At 69.5% G+C, this 25475-nt stretch carries 18 protein-coding genes; 10 read left to right on the top strand and 8 right to left on the bottom strand.

The genetic code is table 11. The annotated features are described in order from the left end of the window. Positions 1-251: 251 nt before the first annotated feature. Both Pmi06nite_RS26160 and Pmi06nite_RS26155 read left to right on the top strand, forming a co-directional pair. The gene (locus tag Pmi06nite_RS26160; protein WP_203955777.1) at positions 252-890 is read left to right on the top strand and encodes a nitroreductase family protein; all 639 of its coding nucleotides are present in this window, start codon (positions 252-254) and stop codon (positions 888-890) included. A gap of 60 nt (positions 891-950) precedes the next feature. Further along, complete coding sequence (locus Pmi06nite_RS26155; RefSeq protein ID WP_203955776.1) at positions 951-1238, top strand: DUF1905 domain-containing protein; 288 nt, start codon at positions 951-953, stop codon at positions 1236-1238. Between the two features lie 273 nt (positions 1239-1511). On the opposite strand, the gene Pmi06nite_RS26150 is transcribed toward Pmi06nite_RS26155, so the two are convergent. Together Pmi06nite_RS26150 and Pmi06nite_RS26145 are read right to left on the bottom strand one after the other, a co-directional pair. After that, entirely contained in the window at positions 1512-2519 is a 1008-nt protein-coding gene (locus Pmi06nite_RS26150; RefSeq protein ID WP_203955775.1) for a DUF3616 domain-containing protein, read from the bottom strand. Positions 2520-2625: 106 nt separating this feature from the next. Beyond that, complete coding sequence (locus tag Pmi06nite_RS26145) at positions 2626-3573, bottom strand: RNA polymerase subunit sigma-70 (RefSeq protein ID WP_308442531.1); 948 nt, start codon at positions 3571-3573, stop codon at positions 2626-2628. Between the two features lie 131 nt (positions 3574-3704). Here Pmi06nite_RS26145 and Pmi06nite_RS26140 point away from each other — a divergent pair, with 131 nt between their 5' ends. The 3 genes from Pmi06nite_RS26140 to Pmi06nite_RS26130 all read left to right on the top strand — a co-directional run bounded on the left by Pmi06nite_RS26140 (position 3705) and on the right by Pmi06nite_RS26130 (position 6807). Then, a complete protein-coding gene (locus Pmi06nite_RS26140) occupies positions 3705-4496 on the top strand; it encodes an SDR family NAD(P)-dependent oxidoreductase (protein ID WP_203955773.1) in 792 nt (263 codons plus the stop codon). A 188-nt stretch (positions 4497-4684) separates the two neighbouring features. Beyond that, on the top strand, positions 4685-5890 hold the full coding sequence (locus Pmi06nite_RS26135) for an NAD(P)/FAD-dependent oxidoreductase (protein WP_239114212.1): 1206 nt from the start codon (positions 4685-4687) through the stop codon (positions 5888-5890). Further along, positions 5887-6807, top strand: coding sequence for an RNA polymerase sigma-70 factor (locus tag Pmi06nite_RS26130; RefSeq protein WP_308442530.1), 921 nt, complete (start codon positions 5887-5889; stop codon positions 6805-6807). The genes Pmi06nite_RS26135 and Pmi06nite_RS26130 overlap by 4 nt, the downstream gene beginning before the upstream one ends. A 50-nt stretch (positions 6808-6857) precedes the next feature. Here Pmi06nite_RS26130 and Pmi06nite_RS26125 read toward each other — a convergent pair whose 3' ends face one another. Then, positions 6858-7313 carry a MarR family winged helix-turn-helix transcriptional regulator gene (locus Pmi06nite_RS26125; RefSeq protein WP_203955772.1) on the bottom strand — a complete coding sequence of 152 codons (456 nt, stop codon included), beginning with the start codon at positions 7311-7313 and terminating at the stop codon, positions 6858-6860. A 19-nt stretch (positions 7314-7332) separates the two neighbouring features. On the opposite strand from Pmi06nite_RS26125, the gene Pmi06nite_RS26120 reads away from it, so the two are divergent. The 3 genes from Pmi06nite_RS26120 to Pmi06nite_RS26110 all read left to right on the top strand — a co-directional run bounded on the left by Pmi06nite_RS26120 (position 7333) and on the right by Pmi06nite_RS26110 (position 11102). Continuing rightward, positions 7333-8451, top strand: a complete 1119-nt coding sequence (locus Pmi06nite_RS26120) for a glycosyltransferase (RefSeq protein WP_203955771.1) — start codon at positions 7333-7335, stop codon at positions 8449-8451. Between the two features lie 168 nt (positions 8452-8619). Continuing rightward, positions 8620-10056: a hypothetical protein gene (locus Pmi06nite_RS26115; protein ID WP_203955770.1), complete on the top strand. Its 1437-nt coding sequence runs from the start codon at positions 8620-8622 to the stop codon at positions 10054-10056. 131 nt (positions 10057-10187) lie between these two features. After that, positions 10188-11102, top strand: a complete 915-nt coding sequence (locus tag Pmi06nite_RS26110) for a hypothetical protein (protein WP_203955769.1) — start codon at positions 10188-10190, stop codon at positions 11100-11102. A 79-nt stretch (positions 11103-11181) separates the two neighbouring features. Here Pmi06nite_RS26110 and Pmi06nite_RS26105 read toward each other — a convergent pair whose 3' ends face one another. From Pmi06nite_RS26105 to Pmi06nite_RS26085, 5 genes are all read right to left on the bottom strand, one after another. Continuing rightward, complete coding sequence (locus tag Pmi06nite_RS26105; RefSeq protein ID WP_203955768.1) at positions 11182-12378, bottom strand: ROK family protein; 1197 nt, start codon at positions 12376-12378, stop codon at positions 11182-11184. A gap of 149 nt (positions 12379-12527) precedes the next feature. Beyond that, on the bottom strand, positions 12528-13640 hold the full coding sequence (locus Pmi06nite_RS26100) for a substrate-binding domain-containing protein (RefSeq protein ID WP_203955767.1): 1113 nt from the start codon (positions 13638-13640) through the stop codon (positions 12528-12530). A 66-nt stretch (positions 13641-13706) separates the two neighbouring features. After that, a complete protein-coding gene (mmsB, locus tag Pmi06nite_RS26095) occupies positions 13707-15005 on the bottom strand; it encodes a multiple monosaccharide ABC transporter permease (protein WP_203955766.1) in 1299 nt (432 codons plus the stop codon). After that, complete coding sequence (mmsA, locus tag Pmi06nite_RS26090; RefSeq protein WP_239114211.1) at positions 15002-16549, bottom strand: multiple monosaccharide ABC transporter ATP-binding protein; 1548 nt, start codon at positions 16547-16549, stop codon at positions 15002-15004. The genes mmsB and mmsA overlap by 4 nt, the downstream gene beginning before the upstream one ends. Positions 16550-17261: 712 nt before the next feature. Next, positions 17262-18275 carry a LacI family DNA-binding transcriptional regulator gene (locus tag Pmi06nite_RS26085; protein ID WP_239114210.1) on the bottom strand — a complete coding sequence of 338 codons (1014 nt, stop codon included), beginning with the start codon at positions 18273-18275 and terminating at the stop codon, positions 17262-17264. Positions 18276-18338: 63 nt separating this feature from the next. Between Pmi06nite_RS26085 and Pmi06nite_RS26080 the strand changes: the two genes are divergently transcribed. Then, complete coding sequence (locus Pmi06nite_RS26080; protein ID WP_203955765.1) at positions 18339-19295, top strand: ROK family protein; 957 nt, start codon at positions 18339-18341, stop codon at positions 19293-19295. Positions 19296-19775: 480 nt separating this feature from the next. Continuing rightward, complete coding sequence (locus tag Pmi06nite_RS26075; RefSeq protein WP_203955764.1) at positions 19776-25331, top strand: GH92 family glycosyl hydrolase; 5556 nt, start codon at positions 19776-19778, stop codon at positions 25329-25331. Positions 25332-25475 lie beyond the last annotated feature (144 nt).

Below are 25475 nucleotides of genomic sequence, written 5' to 3'. Positions count from 1 at the left end.
CGAAGGTGTCCCTCATGGGTCACCGTGTTTTACATCTACCCCCCATGGAGAATGCAGTCCGGCTGCCGGAAACGCATGCCTCAATCTGCCGAATGATTCCCATCTGTTGAATTCCCCATGGGGAAGCCGTCGAGCAGCGAGATCCGCATCGGCTACGCCGGCGTCTCCGCCGTGGTCCGACCGGTAGGTGCAGCGTTCCCTCCCGCAGCCCCTGGGCGGGGTGCTCGGGGTGGATCAATAAACTCGCCGGTATGACATCGCTTGATCTCACCCCGGACCAGTTGCTTTCCACCACGCGTGCGGTGCGCAAGCGTCTCGACTTCACGCGTCCGGTTCCCGACGACGTGGCGCGTGAGTGTGTGGCGATGGCGTTGCAGGCGCCGTCCGGGTCGAACGTGGTGACGATGCGGTTCGTGGTGATCCGAGACGAAGAGAAGCGTCGCGCGATCGGTGAGGTGTACCGGCAGGTGTACGCCATGTACAAGGCATCGCCCGGCTACGCGGGCAGGCCGACCGGTGACGCCGAGCGTGACCGTGTCCAGAGCCGGGTCGCGGATTCGGCCGACTATCTGGGCGAGCACATGGGCGAGGCTCCTGTGCTGGTGCTCGGCTGCAACGAGGGCAGGGACCGGGCCTCGGCCATCGCGGGGATCGGCAACATCCTGCCGGGGATGTGGAGCTTCATGCTGGCGGCCCGGGCGCGCGGGCTCGGCACCGCCTGGACGTCGATGCACGTGGCCCGCGAGCGGGAGGTCGCGGAGATCCTCGGCATCCCGTACGACACCGTCGCGCAGGCGGTGCTGACGCCGCTCGCGTACACCAAGGGCACCGACTTCCGCCCGGCCGACCGTCCGGCTCCCGACCAGGTGATCCACTGGGACACGTGGTGAATCCGTAACGTGGACGCCGTTCACATGCGCCGGTTAGCCTCTAGGCCGGGAGGCGACCAGATGCCAGCACAGCCGCAACCGCTCGACCACACCTTCACGGCCCCCATCGGGGTCGACGTCAAGGGGGAAACCTGGTCGTGCGTGGCCATGCCCGACTCAGTGGAGTTCTTCGGTACGGGCAGGTCCGTCAAGGTCGCCGCGACGATCGACGGCCAGCCGATCACTGCGGCCTTCATGCCGACCGGCGCCGGCGGTCACATGCTCTCCATCAACGCGGCCCTGCGAAAGCGCCTCGGCAAGGGCATCGGCGACGAGGTGACCGTCCATATCGAGCAGCGTCTGAGCTGAGGTCCACTGATCGGACCCGCCGACGGATTCGGGCGGAGAGCGCTGGGTAGGCCCGCAGAAAGGGATATCTGGGGCGAAGGGGTCATAACCGTATGGCGCGTGACTTCAAGATCCGTCCTCTCGGCGGGGCGATGGGCTGCCTCGCGATGATCGCGGTGTCGATCCTTCTCTCCGTGCTGCTGACAGTGCTCATCAACGTGTTGCTGCGGTAGCGCGCGAGGCGGCACCTCCATTCGACTCGGCCGTCATCGAGCCGGGTGAAAGCGGTCCGCGTCAATCGATGCGGATGAGGTCGGCGTAGACGCCCGTCGCGGTCCGCCTCTCCGGAGCGGGGCTGTCGTAGACGACGATCAGCCGTCCGTCGTCCAGCACGGCCAGGCCCTCGGGATGGTCGCAGCCGCGGCCGAAGGGGAGGTCGGCCACGTGTTCCAGATCCTTGGCGGTGACCACGTCGCGGACGGAGCCGTTCCGCCAGCGCACGACCCGGACCGGGCCGTCGAGGTCCATACTCGGGCCGGTGAGGATCAGCAGGTCGTCGCCGTACGGGCACAGGTCGCGGATGCCCAGGCCGTCCAGGTCCAGAAAATGCGTCCGGTACGGCTCGGCCAGCCGGAGTCTGGACGGGTCGCGCGGATGGGTCACGGGCCGGATCTCCAGCAGCACCGCCCACCCGCGCAGGACCGGTCCGCGGAGCCCCACATAGAGCCGGTCGCCGTGCTCGTCTCCGACGGCGGCGATGCCCTCGATGTCGAGGCCGTTGTCCTTGCCCGGCAGTTTCAGGAACGGAGCCAGGTGGGGATCGTCGGAGAGCATGTCGGCGAGATTGTCGTGGTCGGCGAGGATGGCGGCCCTGCGACGGCCGTCCGCGCGCACCGGTTCGCCGTCTTGAAGCGGCAGGCGCAGGAGCACGAACCGGTTCTCCTCGCGGATCACCGTGGCCAGCCTCTTGCGGGCCCTGTCAGTGGAGTGGCCCGGTTTGACCCGCTTGCGCTTGAGGCTGTGCGAACCGATCGCCCAGAGCCAGCCGTCGGTTCTGGCCAACCCCTCGATGTCGGCCTCCGCCTCCGGCCCGGCCGGGAGATCCACGAAGTCGGCCAGATTGAAGGTGCGCTGCTCGTCGTAGACGCCGTCACGTAACGTCAGCCGCTCGATGGTCGCCGTCTCGTCGCCCGCGATCCACAGGTGCCTTCCGTCCTGGCGGATCGCCGACAGGTTCTCATGAGTGCCGGCGCTCTGGGCGCCCGAATGGAAGCGGAGTTCCACGCAATCTTCAAGGTGCACCCCTCCCATCATGACCTCCGGTCGGCGGAAGAGCGCGGCTTGTCCGCCACGTAAACCGCCGGAGAGGTCACCGTGACGGCATGGCGCCGAGCGGGGCGGGCGCGGGTCAGGGCAGCCGTGCGCTGGTGAACAACGTGTGGACGGCGGATTCGAAGAAGACCGCGATGTGAGCGAGACCGGTGGTGTCCATGGTCAGCACATGGACGGCGTGCGGCCGGTGAGTGCCGTCGTCCTCGTGCAGGTAGGCCATGACCGCCGGCTGCCCGTTCGCCGCTGTGGGCACCATGGAGAAGCGGCCCGGCTTGCGGAGAACGCGGGTGGCGAAGAATTCCGCGACGGCGCTCCGGCCACGGAACCACTCGGCTTGAGGGGGCATTTCCAGAGCGATGTCGGCCCGCATGAGCCGTGTCAGGGCGCCGATGTCGGCGGTCTCGAACGCGGCGACATAGTGATCGAGCAAGGCACGCCGGCGTGGTTCCGCAGGTTCGACGACCTTGTCGGCGATGGGCGCGACCTGGGCGATCTGTGCTCGGGCCCGGGGCAGGGCGCTGTTGACCGCGGCGGTCGTGGTGTCCAGGACCTCCGCGGCTTCGGCCGCGGACAGGGAGAGCACATCGCGAAGGATCAGTACGGCACGCCGGATCGGTGGCAGGTGCTGCAGTGCGGCGATGAAGGCGAGCCGTACGGACGCCCGCGTGTCGACGACGGCGGCTGGATCGGAGGCGCGTGCCAGCAGGGCGTCCGGGATCGGCTCCAGCCAGCTCGGCTCGCCGGGCTCGAAACCGTGAGCAGAGGGCATGATCCGGCGCGACCTCTGCTCCAGGGCCGTGAGACAGGCGTTCGTGGCTATCCGGTACAGGTAGGTGCGCACCGAGGAGCGCCCTTCGAAGGCGCCGAAGGAACGCCAGGCCCGGAGAAACGTCTCCTGCACCAGGTCCTCCGCCTCGTGCACCGACCCGAGCATGCGGTAGCAATGCACAAGCAACTCGGTGCGGTAGGGGTCGGTCAACGCGGCGAACCGGGTCGTGTCCGGGCTCATCGTGCCAGTTTGCATCATGGTCTCCTCGCGCCTGCGTACACATACAGACCGTCGTCCCGTACGGAAATCAGCACCCGAACGGTGACGAGTTCTCCGCATCGCGCTGGTCTGTATCGGTGTCCGTATCGACGACACAGGAGCTCAGCATGCGGCTGGACAACAAGAACGCGATCATCTACGGGGCGGGCGGGGCGATCGGCGGTGCGGTGGCGCGGGCCTTCGCCCGCGAGGGAGCGAGGGTCTTCCTCACCGGCCGCGACCTCGGTCCACTCGAGGCCGTGGCCAAGGAGATCTCCGCTGAGGGCGGGTTCGCCGAGGCGGCGCACGTCGATGCGCTCGACGCCGCGGCGGTGCGCGAACACGCGGACGGCGTGGCATCCCGGCACGGCGGCATCGACATCTCCTTCAACGCGATGGGCCTGCCGCAGGCCGGCATCCAGGGCACCGCGCTCGCCGACCTGGAGCTGGACCGCTTCCAGGCGCCGATCCACGCCTACCTGACCTCCCACTTCCTGACCGCACAGGTGGCGGGGCGGCATATGACCCGCCAGGGCTCCGGGGTGATCATCACGCTCACCGCCGCGCCCAGCCGCGCCGCCGCCCCCTTCGTCGGGGGGATGGCACCCGCCTGGGCCGGGGTGGAGGCGCTGACCCGCGTCCTCGCGGCCGAACTCGGCCCGCAGGGCGTCCGGGTGGTGTGCCTGCGGCCCGACGGCATCCCCGAGACGGCGACGATCGACGTGGTCTTCGGACTGCACGCCCAGGCGCTGGGCATCACGCGCGCCGAGTTCACCGATGCCATGCGGGAGCGGACGCTGCTCAAGCGGCTCCCGACACTCGCCGATGTCGCCGGAGGAGCGGTGTTCCTCGCCTCCGCCGATGCCGCGGCGATGACGGGCACGGTGGCCAACCTCAGCGGTGGCTCACTGGTGGACTGACGGGCGTCGCGCTCAATAGGTGGGGGCTGCCGGCCGGCCGGGTGTGAGCCGCGCGCGCCGGTCTTCACGAGGTGACCTCGGCGCTCAGGCCGGTCCAGGCATGTGACGCGTGTCACATCGATCCCATGTCACGAAAGGGAGGGCGGCTTCCATCTCGTGGTCGTCAGCACGAAGAGAGAGGCACCACGATGAGCACTCAGCACGAAGCCGGCATGGCGGCCACGCACCGCGTTCTGGTCCTGGGGGCGGGGTACGCGGGCATGGCCGCGGCGATCCAGCTCGCGGCCCGGGTCGAGCGGCGCGAGGACGTGCAGGTGACCTTGGTGAACCCGCAGGAGCGGTTCACCGAGCGGCTGCGGCTGCACCTCTCGGCGACCGGGCAGCAGGTCGCCGAGATGAACATCCCGGAGTTGCTGGAGGGCACGGGTGCGCGGTTCGTCCGTGGCTGGGTGACGGCGGTGGACGCGGACGCGAAGACCGTGCGGATCGACGATGACCGGGTGCTGCACTACGACACCCTGGTGTACGGGCTGGGCAGCGTGGCCGACACGGCGGCGGTGCCGGGCGTGGAGGACCACGCGTACAACCTCAACAGCGCCCAGGACGCCGAGGTGCTGGCCGGCCGGTTGGCCCAGCTCGGCCGCGGCACGGTCGTGGTCGGTGGCAGCGGGTTGACCGGCGTCGAGTCGGCCGCGGAGATCGCCGAACGGCACCCGGAGCTGAACGTCGTCCTGCTGGGACGCCAGGAACCCGGTGCGGCCATGACCCCGAAGGCCAAGGCGTACCTTCAGGCCGCGCTCGAACGCCTGAACGTCCACGTGCGCAGCGGGATCGAGGTGGTGAAGGTGCTGCCCGACTCGGTCGAACTGGCGGGCGGGGAGAGCATCGCCGCCGATGTCGTCCTGTGGACGAGCGGCACGCGGGTGTCGCCGCTGGCGGCCGCCGCGGGCCTGACCGTCGACGAGCGCGGCCGCGTCGTCACCGACACCGCGCTGCGGTCGGTGTCGCACCCGGACGTGTACGCCGTGGGCGACGCGGCCGCGATCCGCCAGGGCTACGGCGTCATGCACGGCACCTGCCAGGGCGGCATGCCGACCGGGGTGCACGCCGCCGTGTCGATCTTCCGTACGCTGAACGGCAAGCGGCCCAAGCCGTTCCGCTTCGGCTACTACCACACGCCGGTGAGCCTGGGACGGCATGACGCGGTCGTCCAGTTCACCCACCCCGACGACAGCCCCCGACGGGTGCATCTGACCGGCCGTATGGCGGCACGGTATAAGGAGACGGTGACCGCCTCCCCCTGGCCGACGTACGGCCGCATGAAGAAGATGCCGGCCTCAGGCGCGTTCTGGCCCCGCGGCGGCCGCTTCACCCGCATCCGGGGTGTGCGGTGACCCACCTGTCCCCGGACCATGACCAGCAGGTGTTCAACGAACATCGCAACCTGCTCTTCTCCGTGGCCTACCGCATCCTCGGCACCGCGGCCGATGCCGAGGACGCGGTCCAGGACGCCTGGATCAAATGGTCGGCCGCCGACCGTTCGCAGGTGACCGACCCCAAGGCCTATCTGGCGCGGATCGCGTCGAACCTGGCGCTCGAACGGCTGCGCTCCACCCGGAACCAGCGCGAGACCTATGTCGGGCCGTGGCTTCCGGAGCCCATTCTCACCAGCGGCGACACCGCCGACGACGTCACCGGCGCCGAGTCCGTGTCGATGGCGATGCTGGTGGTGCTGGAGACCCTGAGCCCGCTCGAGCGCGCGGTGTTCGTGCTGAAGGAGGTCTTCGACTTCGGCCATACCGAGATCGCGGAGGCGGTGGGGCGCTCCGAGGTCGCGGTGCGTCAGGCCGCGCACCGTGCTCGCGAGCATGTGCGGGCCCGGCGGCCGCGTTTCACCGCGGACCGGTCGCGGCAGCGCGACGTGACCAAGCGCTTCCTGGCGGCCGCGACCGGAGGGGACATCAACACCCTCATGGAACTGCTGTCTCCTGACGTCACCCTGTGGACCGACGGCGGCGGCAAGGTCCGTCAGGCCCTGCGTCCGATCGTGGGCGCACAAACGGTGGCCGCCTGGTTCGCCGCCATCGGCACGGTCACCTACCAGGGCGTCGAGCCCGCCGACATGAACGCCGAACTGGTCGAGATCAACGGCGGCCCGGGCATGGTGTTCAGCGGCCCGGGCCGTGTGATCGCCACCGTCACCTTCGATTTCGACGCCGACGGCCGCATCGTCGCCGTTCACAACGTCGCCAACCCCGACAAACTCCAGGCCGTCGCCGGCGGGACCACCCACGACGTCAGCACGCCCTGAGACTCATGTCCGCGCCTCCGGCGGCCGCCGCGGGCCTCTGCGGACTCGGCCTATTTCACATCGGCCTGCTTCACATCGGCGAGGACGCGGTCGAGGAGCCCGCACAGCGTCTCGAGCTCGTCGGAACTGAGCCCGGAGAACCACGTGGCGACGGCGGCGTGGTCGCCGATGTTCCGCTCGCGCCAGTACTCCGTGTTGGCCGCCGTGGTCACCAGCCTGCGGCGGCGCCGGTCGGCGGGGTCGGTGGCGATCTGGAGCATCCCCTTGCGCTCCAGGGACGCGACGAGCTGGGCGACGTTCTGGTGTGTGCTGCCGAGCACGGCGGCCGCCTCCTTGAGTGACGGTTCGCCGAGCGCGTCCACCACGGTCAGCAGGGCGGCCTGCTGTGTGGTGAGCCCGTCCCCGCGCAGCCTGTCGTCCATGAGATAACGCAGTCGCTGGGCGAGGGCGAGGACCCCTCGGAAGGCGTGCACATGTGGCTCGGGGGCCTTGTACGGCTCAGACATAGGCAATATATTACCTAATATGATCGCTCTTGTCCCCCATTGCGGATACCTGTCGGAGACCTCGCGGATGCTGGACATCTACCACGCACTCCGCCGCCGCGGCGCCCAGGTCAGGATCGCCACCCACGGTGGCACGCACGAGAACCAGCTCCGCGTGCCGTACGACATCGTCGAACCGCGCATGGACCACGAACGCTGCGTCCGATTCGTCCAGAACGGTCTCGGGCTCGGCCCTGCCGACCAGAGCATGTACACCGACGACGAGCTGCGTGAGCACGCGCTGGCGGAAGCCGAGTACTTCCGGGAGCACGGCATCACGGTCGCGGTCACCGGGATCGCGCTGAGCACGCTGCTGTCCACACGGCTGGCCGGGATCAAGCTGGTGACCGAGCACGCGGGCTCCTGGGTGCCCCCCGTCCTCGATCCGAGGGTCCTGGAGCTCACCTGGTACTGCGACGGCTTCAACCGCGTGGCCGACGAGCTCGGCGTGCCTCGGATCCCCAGCCTGCCCGAGCTGCTGTGCGGGGACCTGACGCTGATACCCGAGGTGCCGCAGGTGCTCGGCGTACCGGCCGGCGAGCTGGGCGACAGGTTCCGATACGCCGGCCCGCTGTTCGCCCACCTCGACCTGCCCGTTCCCGACCGGGTGTCGGCGTTCCTCGACCAGCCCGGTCCGGTCGTCTACGTCGCGCTCACGTCCACCTCACCCGACCTGATCAGGCGCATCGTCAGGCAGCTGCACACCCGGGTCCTGGTCGCGGGGACCGTACACGACCTGGCCGACCTGGCCGGAGACGACGTGCTGGTGGAGGGCGTGCTGCCAAGCCACCTGATCATGCCGAGGGTCGACCTCGCGATCACCACGGGCGGGCAGGGCAGCGTCCAGACCGCGATGGCGTCCGGGACCCCGCTCCTCGCGGTGCCGCTGCAGCCCGAGCAGCAGCACAACGTCGACCTGCTTCACCGGCTCGGGGCGGCCGAGTCGCTCGATCTGGACCAGGTCGGCCCCCAGGTCGACAAGATGCTCGGCAGCGGGTCTCATCGCGCGGCCGCGCGCCGGATCCAGGCCTGGTACGACGAGGTCGACGGCCCGGACCGCGCCGCGGAGGCGATCCTGGAGTTCGCGGTCGCCGGATGACGGCAGGCCCGCGGCAGGGGATGGCCGGGCGCCCGCGGATCGGGAGACCGCGGCGAATTCCGGTGACCTGGTCGCCGGCGATGGTTCGCACGTCAACACCCGGCCGCAGCTTGATCACGAATGCGGAGCGGGGCGAACAACACATGATCTCGCCTCGTCTCTTCTGCCATGAGAAACTCGGCCGTGGGCTGGCTCGGTCACCCCCTGACCGTCATCGCCGTGGTAGTCCTGCTGCTCAACGACCACCTCTTCAAGGCGCTGTGGCCGGGCCCGGTCACCGGCAAGCTCAGCGACTTCGCCGGGTTGATCGTCGCCCCGCCCCTGCTCAACCTGCTCATCCGCCGCCCCCGGGTGTCCATCCTGCTCACCGGCGCGGCCTTCACCCTGGTCAAGACCACCGCCGTCGGCGCCGTCCTCGCCTCGGAGGCCTGGACCCTTGTCTGGGGTCCCTCCCGGGTCCTGGCCGATCCCACCGACCTCATCGCCCTCCCCGCGCTGTACGCCGCCTGGTGGACCTGGAACCGCCCCGGCGCGCGAGCCGTACGGCTGGCACGGGCCGCGGTCCTGATCCCCGTCACCGTGCTGGCCGTGGCGGCGACCGGCGCAGCGGACATCTTCCGGCCGTACAGCGCCTATGCCGTCGACGTGGTCGACGGCATGATCGTCGTGTCGACCCGCGGGGGATCGTCGATGGGGCCGCCCGCGACGAACTTCGCCTCCAGTGACGGCGGGAATTCGTGGTCGAGTTGGGCCGTCCCGGTGCCGTCCCTTCCGAGGACGTCGGCCTGCGTGCCCGACCAGCCGGACCGCTGTTACCGGATCGTCCCCGACAGGCTCAAGGTCGAGGAGTCGAGGAATGGCCGGTGGGTGACCGCGTGGGAGATTTCTCCCAGCGGCCAGGACCGGCTGACGAGAGCTCACGCGACCAAGTTCCCCGAGGACACCGAGGCCGTCGCGTCCCTGGGGATCGCCATCCAGAAGTTCTCCGGCGGATACGTCGTGGTCGTCGCCAACGGCGCGGACGGGATCGCCCTGCGGGACACCGCGGGTGCCTGGCGCCGGCTGGGCTGGGCGGAGGACGGCTTCGACTACTCGAACGCGGTGTCGCTGTCAGCACAGGGGAGAGTTGAGGACTCCGTTCCCATGGCGGCGCTGCTGGCAGCCCTCGCGGCGGGACTGGTGACCCTCGGATGCGGTGTGCGAAGGTTCGGCTTCGCCGCGGCCGCGCTGACGCTGTGGGCGGGAGTCTGGTTGTTCTATACGGGGGTGAACACGCCGATCCTGTTCGACCCGTACGCCGTGCTCCTCGCCGTCGTGCTGGTCCCCGTCGGAGGGATCTCCACGATGGTGAGCGCCGTGCGGGGCGGCATACGGATCCGGGCGTGGGCGATCAGCACGGCCACCGCGGCCGTCGCCTACTACGCGGTCATGATGCCCTTCTCCGCGTGGAGCGCCGGGTGGCTGGGGTACTACTCCCTGGCGTCCGGACTGTCGATCGTCCTGGGGATCGCGGTGACCTCGGCAGGCGTCCTCGCGGTGATCAAACTGAACACGCGGCGACCGGCACCTCCCTTACAGCCGCACGCCGATGACCCGGATCAGTGATCTATTACACGATGCGGTGTGAAGTACTACGCTTTGTTGAGTTGCCTGCGCATACCGCCGACCTTCTCCACCACGCACGCAGGAATAGATCACCTGCTGTCCGAGCTCAAGTCCGTTCGCTGGGAGAACTCATGACGGTGATGACGGGCCTGCTGGACGCCCTGGTCGACGACGCCGGGCTGTTTCCGCCGACCTCGCTCGACATGAGATCGGCGGTAGAGCGTCATCGCAGTGACCTGGCCGCCGCCGCGCCGATGCTGACCCACCGCCTCCTGTGTCCGGCGGCGCGGATAGGGGAGCTCATCGCGGAACTGTCGGCGGACGATCGCCTGCGGGTCATCCTGATCGGAGGCGACGACCCGGCGAGGACACAGGACGCCATCGACCAGGTCGTGAGCGACGGCCAGCTCACGCTCGCCGCTGTGGAATGGGCCGTGACCCCCCTGGCACCGCACCGACCCGGCGATGGCCCGCATTCCAAGGACCAACCCCGTGAGGGATCACTCGACGAGGCGCTGCAGGTCGCCTTCCGTGCGCTCGACGCGTCACAGGCGGGGCCTCAGGTGCCGTTGTTCGCCGAGGCGGCTGACATCTCAGCGGCGCCGGCCATGACCGCGGCGCTGGCCGTACGCCCGGAGGCCGAGCGGCCGGTCGGACTGAAATTGCGCTGCGGCGGTGTCCGGGCCGAGTTGTTCCCGGCCCCCGCCGACCTGGCCGCCGCGTTCGTCGTCGCGGCTCGCGCGGGCATCGCGGTGAAGGCGACCGCGGGCCTTCACCATGCGGTCCGTCATGTCGACCAGGCCACCGGGTTCACCCATTACGGGTTTCTCAACGTGCTGCTCGCCTCGGCGCAGGCTCAGCGAGGTAGGCCGGTGTCCGAAGTCGAGGCCGTCCTGCTGGATGACGACGCCGAGAGGCTGGCCACGCTGGCCCGGTCCTTCACGACTGAGGAGGTCCGGCCGGTGCGTGCCGGCTTCTTCTCCTACGGGTCGTGTGACACCTCCCTCCCGGTGCGAGAGGCGGCAGGACTCGGCCTGTCCGTCTGAGCCCGGCGGGGCGTGACCGAGCCCCCATCCGGTGGCGGGCTGGGCGTCGGATGTCGACAGCCTTAGTGGTGCCCAGGTCTCAACCGGTGCCGGCGACGAGCGGGTCTTCCAGGAGACGTTCGAAGGCGAGTTCGGCGGCGCCCATCAGAGGGACGTCGTCGCCGAGCACCGGGGTGCGCAACCGGATGTGGTCCCGGCAGCCCGGAAGCGCCATTGTGCTCAGCCGGCTGTGGACCTGGGCGGCGCCTGCGAGGTACAACTCGCGCAGCGTGCCGCCGAACACCACCATGTTCGGATTGAAGATGTTGACGAGGTTGACCACGCCGAAACCGAGCCAGTCCGCGACGTGCCGGATGGCGGCCTCGGCCGCCCTGTCGCCGTCCAACGCCGCGTCCAGGACGGCGAGGACGGCGTCGCGGCCGGTGGCACCCGCCCGTCCGGCGCGCTCGAGCAGCGCCTGCTCGCCGATCTCCGTCTCCCAGCAGCCCCGGGATCCGCACCCGCAGGCGCGGCCGTGTGGGTTGACGACCATGTGGCCGGCCTCCCCGCCGTAGCCGCCGTGCCCGGTCACCCGTCGGCCCCCGGCGATGATGCCACTGCCGACGCCCACGTCGCCGTGGAGGTAGATGACGTTGTCGTAGCCCGCCGCGGCGCCGCGGGTGTGCTCCACCAGGGCACCGACATCGGCCGAGTTCGCGACGACGAGGGCGCGGTCGTGGCCGAGCGTGGAGCCGAGTGCCTCGCCCACTGTTCCGGCAACCCCGCCGACAGGCGAACTGATCCGCACGACGCCGTCCGCGCCGCGCACCATGCCGGTGACGGCCACTCCACCGCCGACGCAGCGGGAGTCGGCGGGCGCGGCTCGCCGCATGTCCCGTACGAAGCCGGCCAGCGTGCCGACGGTCTCGAGTATCGGCAGCCCGGGTGGGCGATCCGCGGCACGACTGTCCAGGATCTTCCCGCCGAGGCCGACCCGTGCGGCCCGCAGCCGGTCCACTTCGATGCTCAGCGCATACGCGTGCACTCGTGACGATCGGGGCCGGACCACCAGCGACGGCCGGCCGGCACGGCCGGTCTTGCGGGGAATCTCCTCGCTGACCAGATCGGCGGTGGTCAGGTCGGCGGTGAGGGCACCGATGGTGCTGCGGTTGAGCCCGAGCCGGTCGGTCAGTTCGGCCCGGGATGTGGCGCCGTGGATGTGCACGTACCGGAGCAGCGCGCCCAGGTTCCGCCGGCGGACCTCCTCCTGGCTGGGGGCGGCGATCGTCAGCGCCATGCCGCGCCCTCGCCGGTGCTACGTCGCCCTTGATGTGAAATCGCGGTCACGGGAGAGGTCCCTTTTCCGGTCGGGCAACGCCGCTAGACGACAATGTGGGTCCCCGACGTCCGGGGACCCACGATTTGCCTGACTTCAGACGAGCGCTGCTACTTCGTGAGCGGGGCCAGGTTGGGGTCGTTGGCGTAAGCCTCGACGACGTTGTCCTTGGTCACGATCATCGGGGGGAGCAGGAACGACGGGACGACCTTCACCCCGTTGTTGTACGACTTGGTGTCGTTGACCTCGGGGGTCTTGCCGGCCTGCAGGTCCTTGACCATCTGGATGGTCTGCGCGACCAGGTTGCGGGTGTCCTTGTTGATCGTGGAGTACTGCTCACCGGCGACGATCGACTTGACCGACTCCACCTCGGAGTCCTGGCCGGTCACGATCGGCAGCGGCTTGCCCGCACCCTTGACCGAGGTGATGATGGCGCGGGCCAGCGTGTCGTTGGGGGAGAGCACGCCGTCCAGCGTCTTGCTGCCGTAGGTGGAGGTCAGCAGCGAGTCCATCCGCCGCTGGGCGTTCTCGGCCTTCCAGCCGTCGGTGGCGGTCTGCTTGATGTCGGTCTGGCCGGAGCCGACCACCACGTCGCCCGAGTCGATCTTCGGCTTCAGCACGCTCATCGCGCCGTCGAAGAAGACCGCCGAGTTGTTGTCGTCCGACGATCCGGAGAACAGCTCGATGGTGTACGGGCCCTTCGCCTTCTTCTTCGCCATGCCGTCGAGCAGGGCCTGGCCCTGGAGCTCGCCGACCTTGAAGTTGTCGTACGCGACGTAGTAGTCGACGCCCTGGGTGTTCTTGATGAGGCGGTCGTAGGCGATGATCGTCGCGCCGGCCTGCTTGGCGGCCTCGACCTGGGTGCTCAGCTGCGCGGCGTCGGTCGCGCCGATGACGATGACCTTGGCGCCCTTGGTGGTCATGGCGGAGATCTGCGCCTGCTGGTCGGCGACGGTCGTGGAGGAACCGGCGTACTGCACGTCCGACTGGAAGCCGGCGTCCTTCAGGCCGTTGGTGAACAGGTCACCGGCCAGGACCCAGTTCTCCGAGGTCTTCGCCGGCAGGGCGACGCCGATCAGCGAGTTGGCGGGGAAGCCCTTGGCGGCCTCGGTCGAACCGCTGGTGGCGGTGGCGTCGCCGCCCGAACGCTCGGAGGAGCAGGCGGTGAGCGACAGCAGCGCGATCGCGCCGGCCGCCACGCCCCTGACGAGGATATTGCGCATTTTCAGATGCCCTTCTTCGATGGAGGACGGGGCGGAGGCTCCGTCCGTGAGGAAGAACGGTGGCCGTCAGCCGGCCACCGGACTCTTGCCGCGTTCTTGGCCCGCTTCGGCGGGAGACTCGGCGCCGGTCGGTGTGTCCCGGCGGAATGGGCGCATCAGTGAATCGATGACTGAGAAGCGCCCCTGCTTCTTGTTGTAGGCGTCGAGTGCGACGGCCAGCAGCAGGACCACGCCCTTGATGATCTGTACGCGGTCGGACCCCACGCCCATCAGCTGCAGACCGTTGTTGAGCACGGCCATGACGAGGCCGCCGACGATCGACCCGCTGATGGTGCCGAGGCCGCCGGAGACGGCCGCGCCGCCGACGAAGACGGCCGCGATCGCGTCCAGCTCCCAGCCGATGCCGTCCTGCGGCCCGGAGGCGGCCGAACGGGCGACGAAGATCATGCCGGCGAGAGCCGCCAGGACCGACATGTTCATCATCACCAGGAAGTTGACCCGCTTGAGCTTGACGCCCGACAGCTCGGCAGCGCGGGCGTTGCCGCCGACCGCGTAGATGTGCCGGCCGCCCGCCGTGTTGCGGGTGACGAATCCGTAGATCACGACCAGGACGCCGAGGATGATGCCGGAGATCGGGAAGCTGGTTCCGACGCGTCCGCCGGCGAACTGCAGCGTCGCGAACACCACGACGACGAGCGGGATCGCGACCCGGATCACCGAGATCCACATGGGGGCGACCTCGGCCTGCATCTCCCGCCGGGTGGCGCGGCCTCGCCACTCGCGGACGACGACCGCCACGCAGATCACCAGGCCGAGCAGGAGGGTGAGGTTGTTGTATCCGGTGTTCGGGCCGATCTCCGGCAGGAAGCCGGCGCCGATCTTCCTGAACCCTTCGGGCACCGGAATGGTGTCGGCGTTGCCGATGAACTGGTTGCCGCCGCGGAACAACATCATGCCGGCCAGGGTGACGATGAACGCGGGCACGCCGACGTACGCCACCCAGAAGCCCTGCCAGGCGCCGATCACGGCGCCGACCGCCAGGCCGATCAGGATGGCCAGGAACCACGGCACCGAGTAGTCCTGCATGATGTTCGCGACCACGATGCCGACGAACGCGGCGATCGAGCCGACGGACAGGTCGATGTGGCCGGCGACGATGACCATCAGCATGCCGATGGCCAGGATCAGGATGTAGGAGTACTGGCTCACCAGCGAGATGAGGTTGCCGGGGCTCAGCGTCAGGCCGTCGGTCAGGATCTGGAACAGCAGGACGATCGCGACCAGCGTGAAGATCATCCCGAACTGCCGGGCGTTGGAGGTCGTCCCTCCGAACAGGGACTTCTGGAGTTCTTTCACGCGGCTCATGCTCGTTGCGCCTTCTTCACTGAGGTCATCTGCTTCATCAGGAGTTCGGGGTCGGCGTCCTTGCGGAGGATTTCGCCGGTGATGGTCCCCTCGAACACCGTGTAGATCCGGTCACACAGGCCGATCAGCTCGGGCAGCTCCGAGGAGATGACGATGACGCCCTTCCCCTGGTCGGCCAGTCGCTGGATGATGCCGTAGATCTCGTACTTGGCGCCCACGTCGATGCCGCGGGTCGGCTCATCGAGGATCAGCAGGTCGGGGTCGGTGAACATCCACTTGGCCAGCACGACCTTCTGCTGGTTGCCGCCGGAGAGCTTGGTGACCCCCTCGTCGACGGTGGGGGCCTTGACGCGCAGGCTCTTCCGGTAACTCTCGGCCGCCTGGTACTCCTGCACCTGGTCGACCACGCCGTGCTTGGAGATCTTGGACAGCTTGGCCGCCACCATGGAGGTCTTGATGTCGTCCAGCAGGTTCAGGCCGATCGCCTTGCGGTCCTCACTGACGTACGCCAGGCCGTGCTCGATGGCGTCCGACACGGACTTCAGCACGATCTCCTCGCCGTCCTTGAAGATCTGCCCGGAGACGTAGGTGCCGTACGAGCGGCCGAACAGGCTCATCGCGAGCTCGGTCCGCCCGGCGCCCATCAGGCCGGCGAACCCGACGATCTCGCCGCGGCGGACGGTGAAGCCGGAGTGCTTGGCCACCAGGCGCTCGGCGGAGATCGGGTGCCGGACCGTCCAGTCGCGTACCTCGAAGAAGACCTCGCCGATGTTGGGGGTGTGGTCCGGGAACCGGCTGTGCAGCTCCCGGCCGACCATGCCCCGCACGATGCGGTCCTCGTCGACGCCGTCCGCCTTGATGTCGAGGGTCTCGATCGTGCGCCCGTCCCGGAGGATGGTGATGGAGTCGGCGACCTGCGCGATCTCGTTGAGCTTGTGGGAGATGATGATCGAGGTGATGCCCTGCAGCTTGAAGCCGCGGAGCAGGTCCAGCAGGTGCTGGGAGTCGGCCTCGTTCAGGGCGGCCGTGGGCTCGTCGAGGATGAGCAGCTTCACGTCCTTGGCGAACGCCTTCGCGATCTCCACGAGTTGCTGCTTGCCCACGCCGATGTCCTTGATCAGCGTGTCCGGGTCCTCTTCCAGACCGACCTGGGCCATCAGCTCGGTGGCCCGTCGGTTGGCGATCTTCCAGTCGATCACACCGCCGCGGCCGGGCTCGTTGCCGAGGAAGATGTTCTCGGTGATGGACATGCCGGGCACCAGGGCGAGCTCCTGGTGGATGATCACGATCCCGGCGTGCTCACTGGCCCGGATGTCGGAGAACCGGCTCTCCGTGCCCTGGTACAGGATCTCACCGGAGTAGGTGCCGTACGGGTAGACCCCGCTGAGCACCTTCATCAGGGTGGACTTCCCGGCGCCGTTCTCCCCGGCGATCGCGTGGATCTCTCCGGCCCGCACCACCAGGTTGACGTCGGACAGCGCCTTGACTCCGGGGAACTCCTTGGTGATCGAACGCATCTCCAACAGGACGGGTGCGCCGCTCATGACCAGCTCACCTCACTCCGGGCCCGTCCCGGGTACGGCTGCGGGGCAGCGGGGCCGCCGTCCCTGGGCCGCCGGAGGGATCCGCGCGCGTCCGGCTGCAGTCGGCCGCGCCACGTCTCCAATGACATTGTTGCCTCCGGGGGTCGACATCAGTTCAGACAACTTTGACCGCAGCCTGAAACATATTTCGAAGACGAGGGGCTCCACAAAGCCCCGATTCGCTCATTTCTCGAACGATTCGCCTGTGCGGGGAGTGATCGGCGTTTGCTGGTGCCGCAGTCGTACGCGGTTGCGGACCGTGGTCGACTGCAGACCAGGCCCGGCAGCCTCGTCGTGGGGGGCCGGCGACGATGTCCGCTGGAAGCGATCGTGCGAGGGCGCTTGGCCCCGGCACCGGCTGACAGGCGTGTCCACGCCCGCGTGGAGTTCCTGACGGGACACGGTACCGCAGGAGGAAGAGCCGGCAAACATAACGATTGTGGTTCCCTCCGATCGGTCGTGACATCGTTGTCAGGCAGGCAGCGGATAGAGACTCCTACCGCGTTACGAGAGTGTCAACTGGACTCGGTCCAATGTGGCCGTTTTGTAACGCGTCTCCGAGCGCTCTGAGGCTCTCACCTCGCATGATCCAACCGGTCGGCACCGCTCACGGCGAGCCGTGGGCGATCGGTCGTGACGCGACGACCGCGGTGCGTGGCCGGCCGGTTCCGGCTCAGCGCGGAGGGGCGCCCCGCGCGACCAGTTCGGTGGGGAGCACCACCGTTCGCGGCCAGGAACGATCCCCCTCGATCCGGTGGAACAGCAGCTCGGTGGCGGTCCGGGCCAGCTCACGAGTGTCGTAGGCGATCACCGTCAGCGGGTACGGCACCAGGCGGGCCACGTCGAAGTCGTCGAACCCGAGCACCGCGGCGTCGCTGCCGCGCCGGTGCAGTTCCTCGATCACACCGAGGGTGATCCGGTTGTTCAGGGAGAAGAAGGCGGTCGGCGGATCGGGTCCTTCGAGCAGTTCGGAGACGACCTGGGCGGCCGCCGCCGGATCGCGGACGCCGTCGCGGACCAGCCGGGTGTCGTACGGCACGCCGGCCGGGGCCAGCGCGTCCTGTGCGCCGTCGAGCCGCTCGCGCATGGTGTAGACGCCGATGGAGTCGAGCAGGATGCCGATCCGGCGGTGGCCCGCCTCGACGAGCCGGCGGACCCCGGCCCGCGCGCCCCCGCGGTTGTCGAGCAGCACCGTGTCGGCGAGCAGCCCGCCGGCCGGCCGGTCGAGGAAGACCATGGGGGTGCCGAGTTCGATCTCGGCGCGCAGGAACGAGTGATCGTCGCCGGCCGGCACCACGAGCAGCCCGTCGACGCGGCGGGCGCACATGTCCCGCAGCAGTTGCTCCTCGCGCGCCGGATCCTCTTCGGAACTGGCGATGATGAGCATCGTGTCGTGTTGCCGGGCCACCTCGGCGGCGGCTCCCGCGATCGTCGCGTAGAACGGGTTGGCGATCTCCTCGATCAGCAGCCCGATCGTGGCGTTCGTCTGCCCGGAGCGCAGGGAGCTGGCCAGGGGGTTGCGGCGGAACCCGAGCTCGGCCACCGCGGCGAGCACCCGCTCGATCAGCTCGGGCTGGACGTGCGGCGCGTTGTTCACGACCCGCGAGACGGTTTTCAGGCTCACTCCGGCCAGGTCCGCCACGTCCGCCATGGTGGGCCGCCTCGTACGGCCGACGTCGCTAGCCATGAAGGAACCATACCGGCTCTGACCGCTATTGTGACAACGTTGTCCAAGCCATAGGAGCGCTGCATGTCCGATCTCGCCCTCGCCGTCGACATCGGCGGAACCAAGGTCGCCGCCGCCCTGGTCGCCGCCGACGGGACCGTCGCCGAGCGCGGGGTGCGGGCGACGGTCGTCTCGCCGGACCCCGAGGTGGTCTGGCGACCGGTGGCCGAACTCGTCCTGGAACTGCTCGCGGCGGCCGGCACGGCACGGGTGGTCGGCGTCGGCGTGGGCTCGGCGGGCCCGATCCACCTGCCGGAGGGCTCGATCAGCCCGGTCAACATCCCGGCTTGGCGCCGCTTCCCTCTGCTGCACCGTCTCGCGGAGCTGGTCCCCGGGGTCCCGGTCCGGCTCGCCGGCGACGGCAGTTGCGCCGCGGCGGGGGAGCACTGGCGCGGCGCGGGGCAGGGCGCCGACGACCTGCTGGGCATCGTCGTCTCCACCGGCGTCGGGGGCGGCCTGATCCAGGCCGGGCGGATGGTCGGCGGCCCGACCGGCAACGCCGGGCACATCGGCCACATGGTCGTCGACCTCGACGGAGTCCCCTGCCCGTGCGGGGGGCGTGGCTGCGTCGAGGCGATGAGCAGCGGGCCGAGCATGGTCGCTTGGGCGCTGCGCGCCGGGTGGCAGGCACCCGTACCGGCGCCGACCGGGGTGGACCTCGCGACCGCGGCCCGGGCCGGTGATCCGTATGCGTGCGAAGCGTTCCAGCGTTCCGGCCGTGCCCTCGCGGCGGGCATCGTCTCGACGGCGGCCATCTGCGACCTGTCCCGGGTGGTGATCGGCGGCGGTGTCTCGGCCGCCCACGACCTGCTCTTCCCGCCGCTGCGGGCGGCCATCGCCGAACACGGCCGGCTTGACTTCCTGCGGACGCTGACGGTGACGACGGCGAGTCTCGGCAACGCCGCGGGCCTGGTCGGCGCCGCGGCCCTGGTGCTCGCCCCGGAGGCGTACGCCGGTCGCGGCGTCGCCTCGCTCGCCTGACCAGACGGACGACCACGGGAAAACGAACGGGTTGTTTCGCGGAGGTTTCGCGGTGAGTCTTGACAACGTTGTCTCAGAGGAACCAGGCTAGCCGCGATCTCCAGCCGGGTGCGCCCTTCCGCGAGCCCGCCATCCCCTCGTGGAGCTTCCGCATGGTCCAAGACCTACGTCCCTACTCACGGCAGCGGTCGCGGCGGTTCTCGCTGCTTTACGGCACCCCTCCCGGCGCCGACCCACGCTGACCCGAGCTGACCCCCCTCGGAGCCGAACCGCTTGGGCGCGGACCTCTGGCCGGCATACGGCAAGCCAGGCCAGAGTCCCCCCGCGGGCAACTCGCGCCCCATCGCAGTCGGTCGACTGCGGCAGCCAGGGTCTTCATCCCCCGACGATCGACGCTCTCGACCTCCATCGAGTCGAAAGGCCCCCGTGATGTCACATCCCCCCTTTGCCCGCCTCTTGTCCCTGAGGCGGTTGGCCGCCGTGGCCACGGCGCTTTCGCTGCCGGTGTGGGTGCTCGCCGCCGCACCTTCGGCGAGCGCCGCGGCGCAGCCCGGCGACTTCATCTCCTCGTTCGAGACGGCCGACCCGCAACCCGCGGCGAGCACCGTCGAGACCGCGAACGGCAAGCCGGTCCAGGCGAACCTGAGCGGGTCCAACCCCGGACTGCCCGGCAGCGTGCTCGGCCAGGTCGGCGCGGTGACCGCGAGCGCGGACAACCCGCCCGGCGAAGTCGCCACGAACCTCAAGGACGACGACTCGTCGACCAAGTGGCTGGCGTTCAGCCGTACCGGCTGGGTCACCTACCGGATGAACCAGCCCGTCGTGGTGAAGAAGTACGCGCTGACCTCCGCGAACGACGCGCCGGGCCGCGACCCCAGGGACTTCGCCGTCCAGGGGTCGAACGACGGCAGCGAGTGGACCGACCTGGACAGCCGGACGGGGGTGAGCTTCAGCGGGCGGTTCGCCACCAACACCTACAGCGTCTCCAACACGACCGCCTACACCTACTACCGGCTGAACGTCACCGCGAACTCCGGTGACTCGATCATCCAACTCGCCGACTGGAACATCAGCGACGGCTCGGACGTCGTGCGGCCTGCCACCCCGATGGTCAGCGTCGCGGGTCCCGGTCCCGTCGACGGCGCCAACATGAAGCCCGGGGCCGGATTCACCGGAGTGACCGCGGTGCGGTACGCGGGCTACGCCCAGGCGGGCGGTCGCGCGTACGCGACCAACAAACTGTTCGATGTCAACATCCCGGTCGGGCCGAAGAGCCGGTTGACCTACAAGGTCTTCCCGGAGTTCACCGCCGACGACCCGCGGTACCCGTCCACCTACGTGGCCGTGGACCTGCACTTCACCGACGGCAGTTACCTGAGCAGCCGTTCCCCCGTCGACCAGCACGGTTACGCGCTCACGGCCGAGGGCCAGGGTGCGGCGAAGGTGCTGTTGACCGACGAGTGGAACGCGGTGCAGTCCGAGATCGGTGCCGTCGCGAACGGCAAGACGATCGACCGCATCCTGCTCGCCTACGACGACCCCCAGGCGACGGACTCGACCCGCTTCCAGGGCTGGCTCGACGACGTCGTCGTGACGGGCGTTCCGGCGCCGATCGACGGCCGCAGCCTGACCAACTACGTGGACACCCGGCGCGGAACCAACGCGACGGGCGGGTTCTCGCGCGGCAACAACCTGCCGATCTCGGCGATGCCGAACGGCTTCAACTTCTTCACGCCGGTCACCAACGCCGCGGCCAACAACTGGGAGTACGACTACCAGCGGGCGAACAACGCGGCCAACCTGCCCACGCTGCAGGGCCTGGAGATCTCGCACGAGCCCAGCCCGTGGATGGGCGACCGCAACCAGATGTCGGTCATGCCGGTGCCCGCAGGCGGGTCGCTCACCGGAGCGCCCAGCGGCCGGGCACTCGCCTTCAGCCACAACGACGAGATCGCACGGCCGGACTTCTACGCGGTCACGCTGCAGAACGGCCTGAACGCGCAGATGTCGCCCACCGACCACGGTGGGATCATGCAGTTCACCTTCCCGTCCGGGCAGGCCAGTGGAAGCCTCGTCTTCTACAACGGCACGTTCACCATCGGCACTGACGGCACGTTCACCGGCTGGGTCGACAACGGAAGCGGCCTGTCGGCCGGGCGCAGCCGGATGTTCGTGTCGGGCACCTTCGACCGGGCGCCGACGGCGACCTCCGCCACGTCCGCCACCTTCGACACCTCCGCGACGCGGCAGGTGACGCTGCGCATCGCGACGTCGTTCCTCTCGGTCGACCAGGCGCACAAGAACCTCGACTTCGAGGTCACCGGCAAGAGCTTCGACCAGATCCACGCCGCCGCCACCGCGGCCTGGCAGGACCGCCTCGGCCGGATCGAGGTGCGGGGCGCCAACGACACGCAGCGGGTGACGCTGTACTCGAACCTGTACCGGCTGAACCTCTATCCGAACTCGCAGTCGGAGAACACCGGCACCGCCGCCAAGCCGCACTGGCAGTACGCCAGCCCGGTGTCCGCGCCGACCGGCACGTCGACCGCCACGCAGACCGGCGCGAAGATCGTCGACGGTCAGATCTACGTCAACAACGGGTTCTGGGACACCTACCGCACGGTGTGGCCCGCCTACTCGCTGCTGTACCCGGACATCGCGGCCAAGATCGCCGACGGGTTCGTCCAGCAGTACCGTGACGGCGGCTGGGTCGCCCGCTGGTCGTCCCCCGGTTACGCCGACCTGATGACCGGCACCAGCGCGAACGTCGCACTGGCCGAGGCCTACCTCAACGGCGTCAAGCTGCCCGACCCCCTCGCCGCGTACGACTCCGCGGTCAAGGACGCGACGGTGGCCTCCGGACGCAGCGAGGTCGGCCGCAAGGGCATCGAGAGCTCACTGTTCCTCGGCTACACGCCGACCTCCACCGGCGAGTCGGTGTCGTGGGCGCTCGAAGGCTTCATCAACGACTACGGCATCGGCAACATGGGCGCGGCCCTGGCCAAGGACCCGGCCACGCCGAAGTCGGAGCGCGCCAGGCTCAAGGAGGAGTCGGAGTACTTCCTCGAGCGGGCTCGCAACTACGTCAACCTCTTCGACACCAAGACGAAGTTCTTCCGCGGGCGTGACGCGGCCGGCAACTTCCTGGCCGGCGACCCGCTCGACTGGGGCGGCGTCTACACCGAGACCAACGGGTGGAACTTCGCGTTCACCGCGCAGCAGGACGGCCAGGGCCTGGCCAACCTGTACGGCGGGCAGAAGGCGCTCCAGGACAAGCTCGACCAGTTCTTCGCCACCCCGGAGAACGCCGACCGTTTCGGCGGGTACGGCGCCCTCATCCACGAGATGCTCGAAGCGCGTGCGGTGCGTCTGGGCCAGCTCGGCATGAGCAACCAGCCCTCGCACCACATCCCGTACATGTACGACTACGCCGGAGCTCCGTCGAAGACGCAGGCGATCGTGCGGGAGATCCTCCAGCGCCTCTACGTCGGCGGCGAGATCGGCCAGGGCTACCTGGGCGACGAGGACAACGGCGAGATGTCGTCGTGGTACGTCCTCAGCTCGCTCGGCATCTACCCGCTGCAGGCCGGCTCGTCCAACTGGGCCATCGGCTCGCCGCAGTTCACCCAGATGACCGTCCACCGCGAGACCGGCGACATCGTGGTCAACGCGCCGGACAACAGCACGAAGAACGTCTACGTGCAGGGTGTGAAGGTCAACGGGAAGACGCAGCACTCGGTGTCCATCGACTCGTCCGAGCTCGCCCGCGGCGGCAGGATCGACTTCCAGATGGGCTCGAAGCCGTCGTCGTGGGGCACCGGCAAGCACGACGCCCCGCCGTCGCTGACCAAGGGCGACGAGGCGCCCAAGCCGTTCCAGGACACCACCGGCCCGGGCCTCGGCACCGCGACCGCGACCGGCGGGCAGGACGCGTCGAAGCTGTTCGACGACACGTCGACCACGCAGATGACCTTCGCCTCCGGCACGCCGCAGGTGAACTGGACCTACCGCGGAGGCAGGCAGAAGCCGACGTACTACACCCTCACCTCGGGGGCGAACGCGGGCGATCCGGCCGACTGGCGTCTGCAGGGTTCGAAGAACGGGATCACCTGGACCACTCTCGACTCCCGTAAGGGAGAGGTCTTCCCGTGGCGGAACCAGACCCGGTCCTTCAAGATCGACCACCCGGGGGGGTTCACCCAGTTCCGCCTGGTCGTGACCAAGTCCGTGGGCGCCGCGCAGACGAACCTTTCCGAGATCGAGTTGCTCTCCGGCGGCGATGTCCAGCTCACCGGCGACGACATCGCGGTGACCGGCGTGAGCGGCGTCCAGGCGCGGTCCGGCGCCGCGGTGTCGGCGCCGCTGGCCACCGTCACCGGAGGCGACGCGAGCGGCTACCAGGCCACGATCGACTGGGGCGACGGCACGCCGGCCACCCCGGGCACCGTGACCCTGAGCTCTCGGGGCGTCTACGGCGTCAGCGGCTCTCACACCTACGCCACGCCGGGTTACTACCAGGCCGGCGTGACGGTGACCGACGGCGACGGGCAGGGCTCGGACACGGCAGGGGTCGAGGTGGCCTACGCGCCGGCCTCCGGCCTGACCGCGGCCTTCGACACCGTGTGCATCGGCGACCAGGGCGTCGTCGCGGCCAACTGTGACGCCAAGTCGTGGGCGTACTCCCGTGCCGCTCTCGCGGAGGCGGGCGTGACCCAGGGCGAGCGGCACGACGTGCCCGGCACGGCGCTGCACTTCACGCTGCCGGAGATCCCGGCGGGGCAGGCGGACGACGCGACCGGCAACGGCAAGACGATCGTGCTGGACCTGCCGGACGACGCGAAGAGCATCTCGTTCATCGGCGCGGGCACTCAGGGCAACCAGAGCACCACCGCCACCGCGACGTTCAGCGACGGCAGCACCGCCTCCCTCCCGATCCAGATGAGCGACTGGACGCTGGGCGGCAACGCGAACGGCACGCCGTCGTACGGCAACATCGTCGTCGCCAAGGCGGCGTACCGGCTGTACGGCACGAGCAGGGACAGCGCCCAGCCGTTCCTGTTCGCCACCGCGCCGTACCAGATCCCGGCGGGCAAGAAGCTGGTCTCGGTGACCCTGCCGGCGCAGTCCGGCGACCCGGGCTCCGCGGGCAGGATCCACGTGTTCGCCGTCGCCGACGACGGCACGCAGGCTCCCGCGCTGGAGACCACCGCGCCGCAGGCCCAGAAGGCCACCGCGGGGCAGGTCCTGTCTGCGGACCTCGGTACGGTCGCCGGCGGCGTCGTGGGCTCGGAGGGTTACCACGCACGCGTCCAGTGGGGCGACGGCACGGTTCCCGGCGACGCGGCCGTGGAGGCGTCCGGCAAGATCGGCGCACAGCACACCTACGCGCAGGAGGGCACCTACACGGTGCACGTCACCACGTGGGACACGCGGTCGAGCAGGACCGAGTCGTTCACCGTGACCGTGGCGCGGTCCGGGCGGCAGCCGTCGATCGCGGTGACGCCCTCGGCCCTCGCCGGTGACCCGATCACCGTCGACGGCAACGGGTTCGCCGCCGGTGAGCAGGTGACCGTGAAGCTCGGCACCAGCCTGGTGCGGAGCCTGACGGTCGCGGCCTCGTCAACGGGGACGGTGCACGCGTCGGTCGAGGCGTCCGACGACGCCGAGCCCGGCCTGTACGCCGTCACCGCCGCCGGCACGTCCTCGCAGACACCGGCGACGGCCACCGTGCAGGTGACCGAGGAGCCCACGGCGCCGGTTTACCGGCCGGAGGCGCTCGCCTCCGCGACCTCCGGGCCCCGCGGCACGGCGATCGTGATCGACGCCAACGGGTTCGCCCCTGGCGAGGCGATCACGATCACCTTCGGTGACGGCCTGTCCGCCACCACCGTCCACGCGAACGGCGACGGCATCGTCTCCGGACAGACCGTCAGCGTTCCGGGTACGGCCAAGCCGGGCTCGACCGAGATCACGCTGGCCGGCGCCGACTCGGCGACCAAGGTCGGATTGTCCTTCACGGTCACCAGTCCGAACTGATCCGAGGTAGTCCGAAGCCGCCGGTGGGCGGGGCCGTCATCACGGCCCCGCCCACCGGTGGTTTCCGGTACGGCCCAGTCGGCACGCGGCTCACCGGGACAGCCCGTCGCTGAGCCGGGCACCGCTCGTCATAGCTCTTCTCGA

The organism is Planotetraspora mira, from assembly GCF_016863275.1.
Taxonomy (GTDB): Bacteria; Actinomycetota; Actinomycetes; order Streptosporangiales; family Streptosporangiaceae; genus Planotetraspora; species Planotetraspora mira.
The sequence above is the reverse complement of the archived record's forward strand: the minus strand, read 5'-3'. Positions and strand labels throughout refer to the sequence as shown.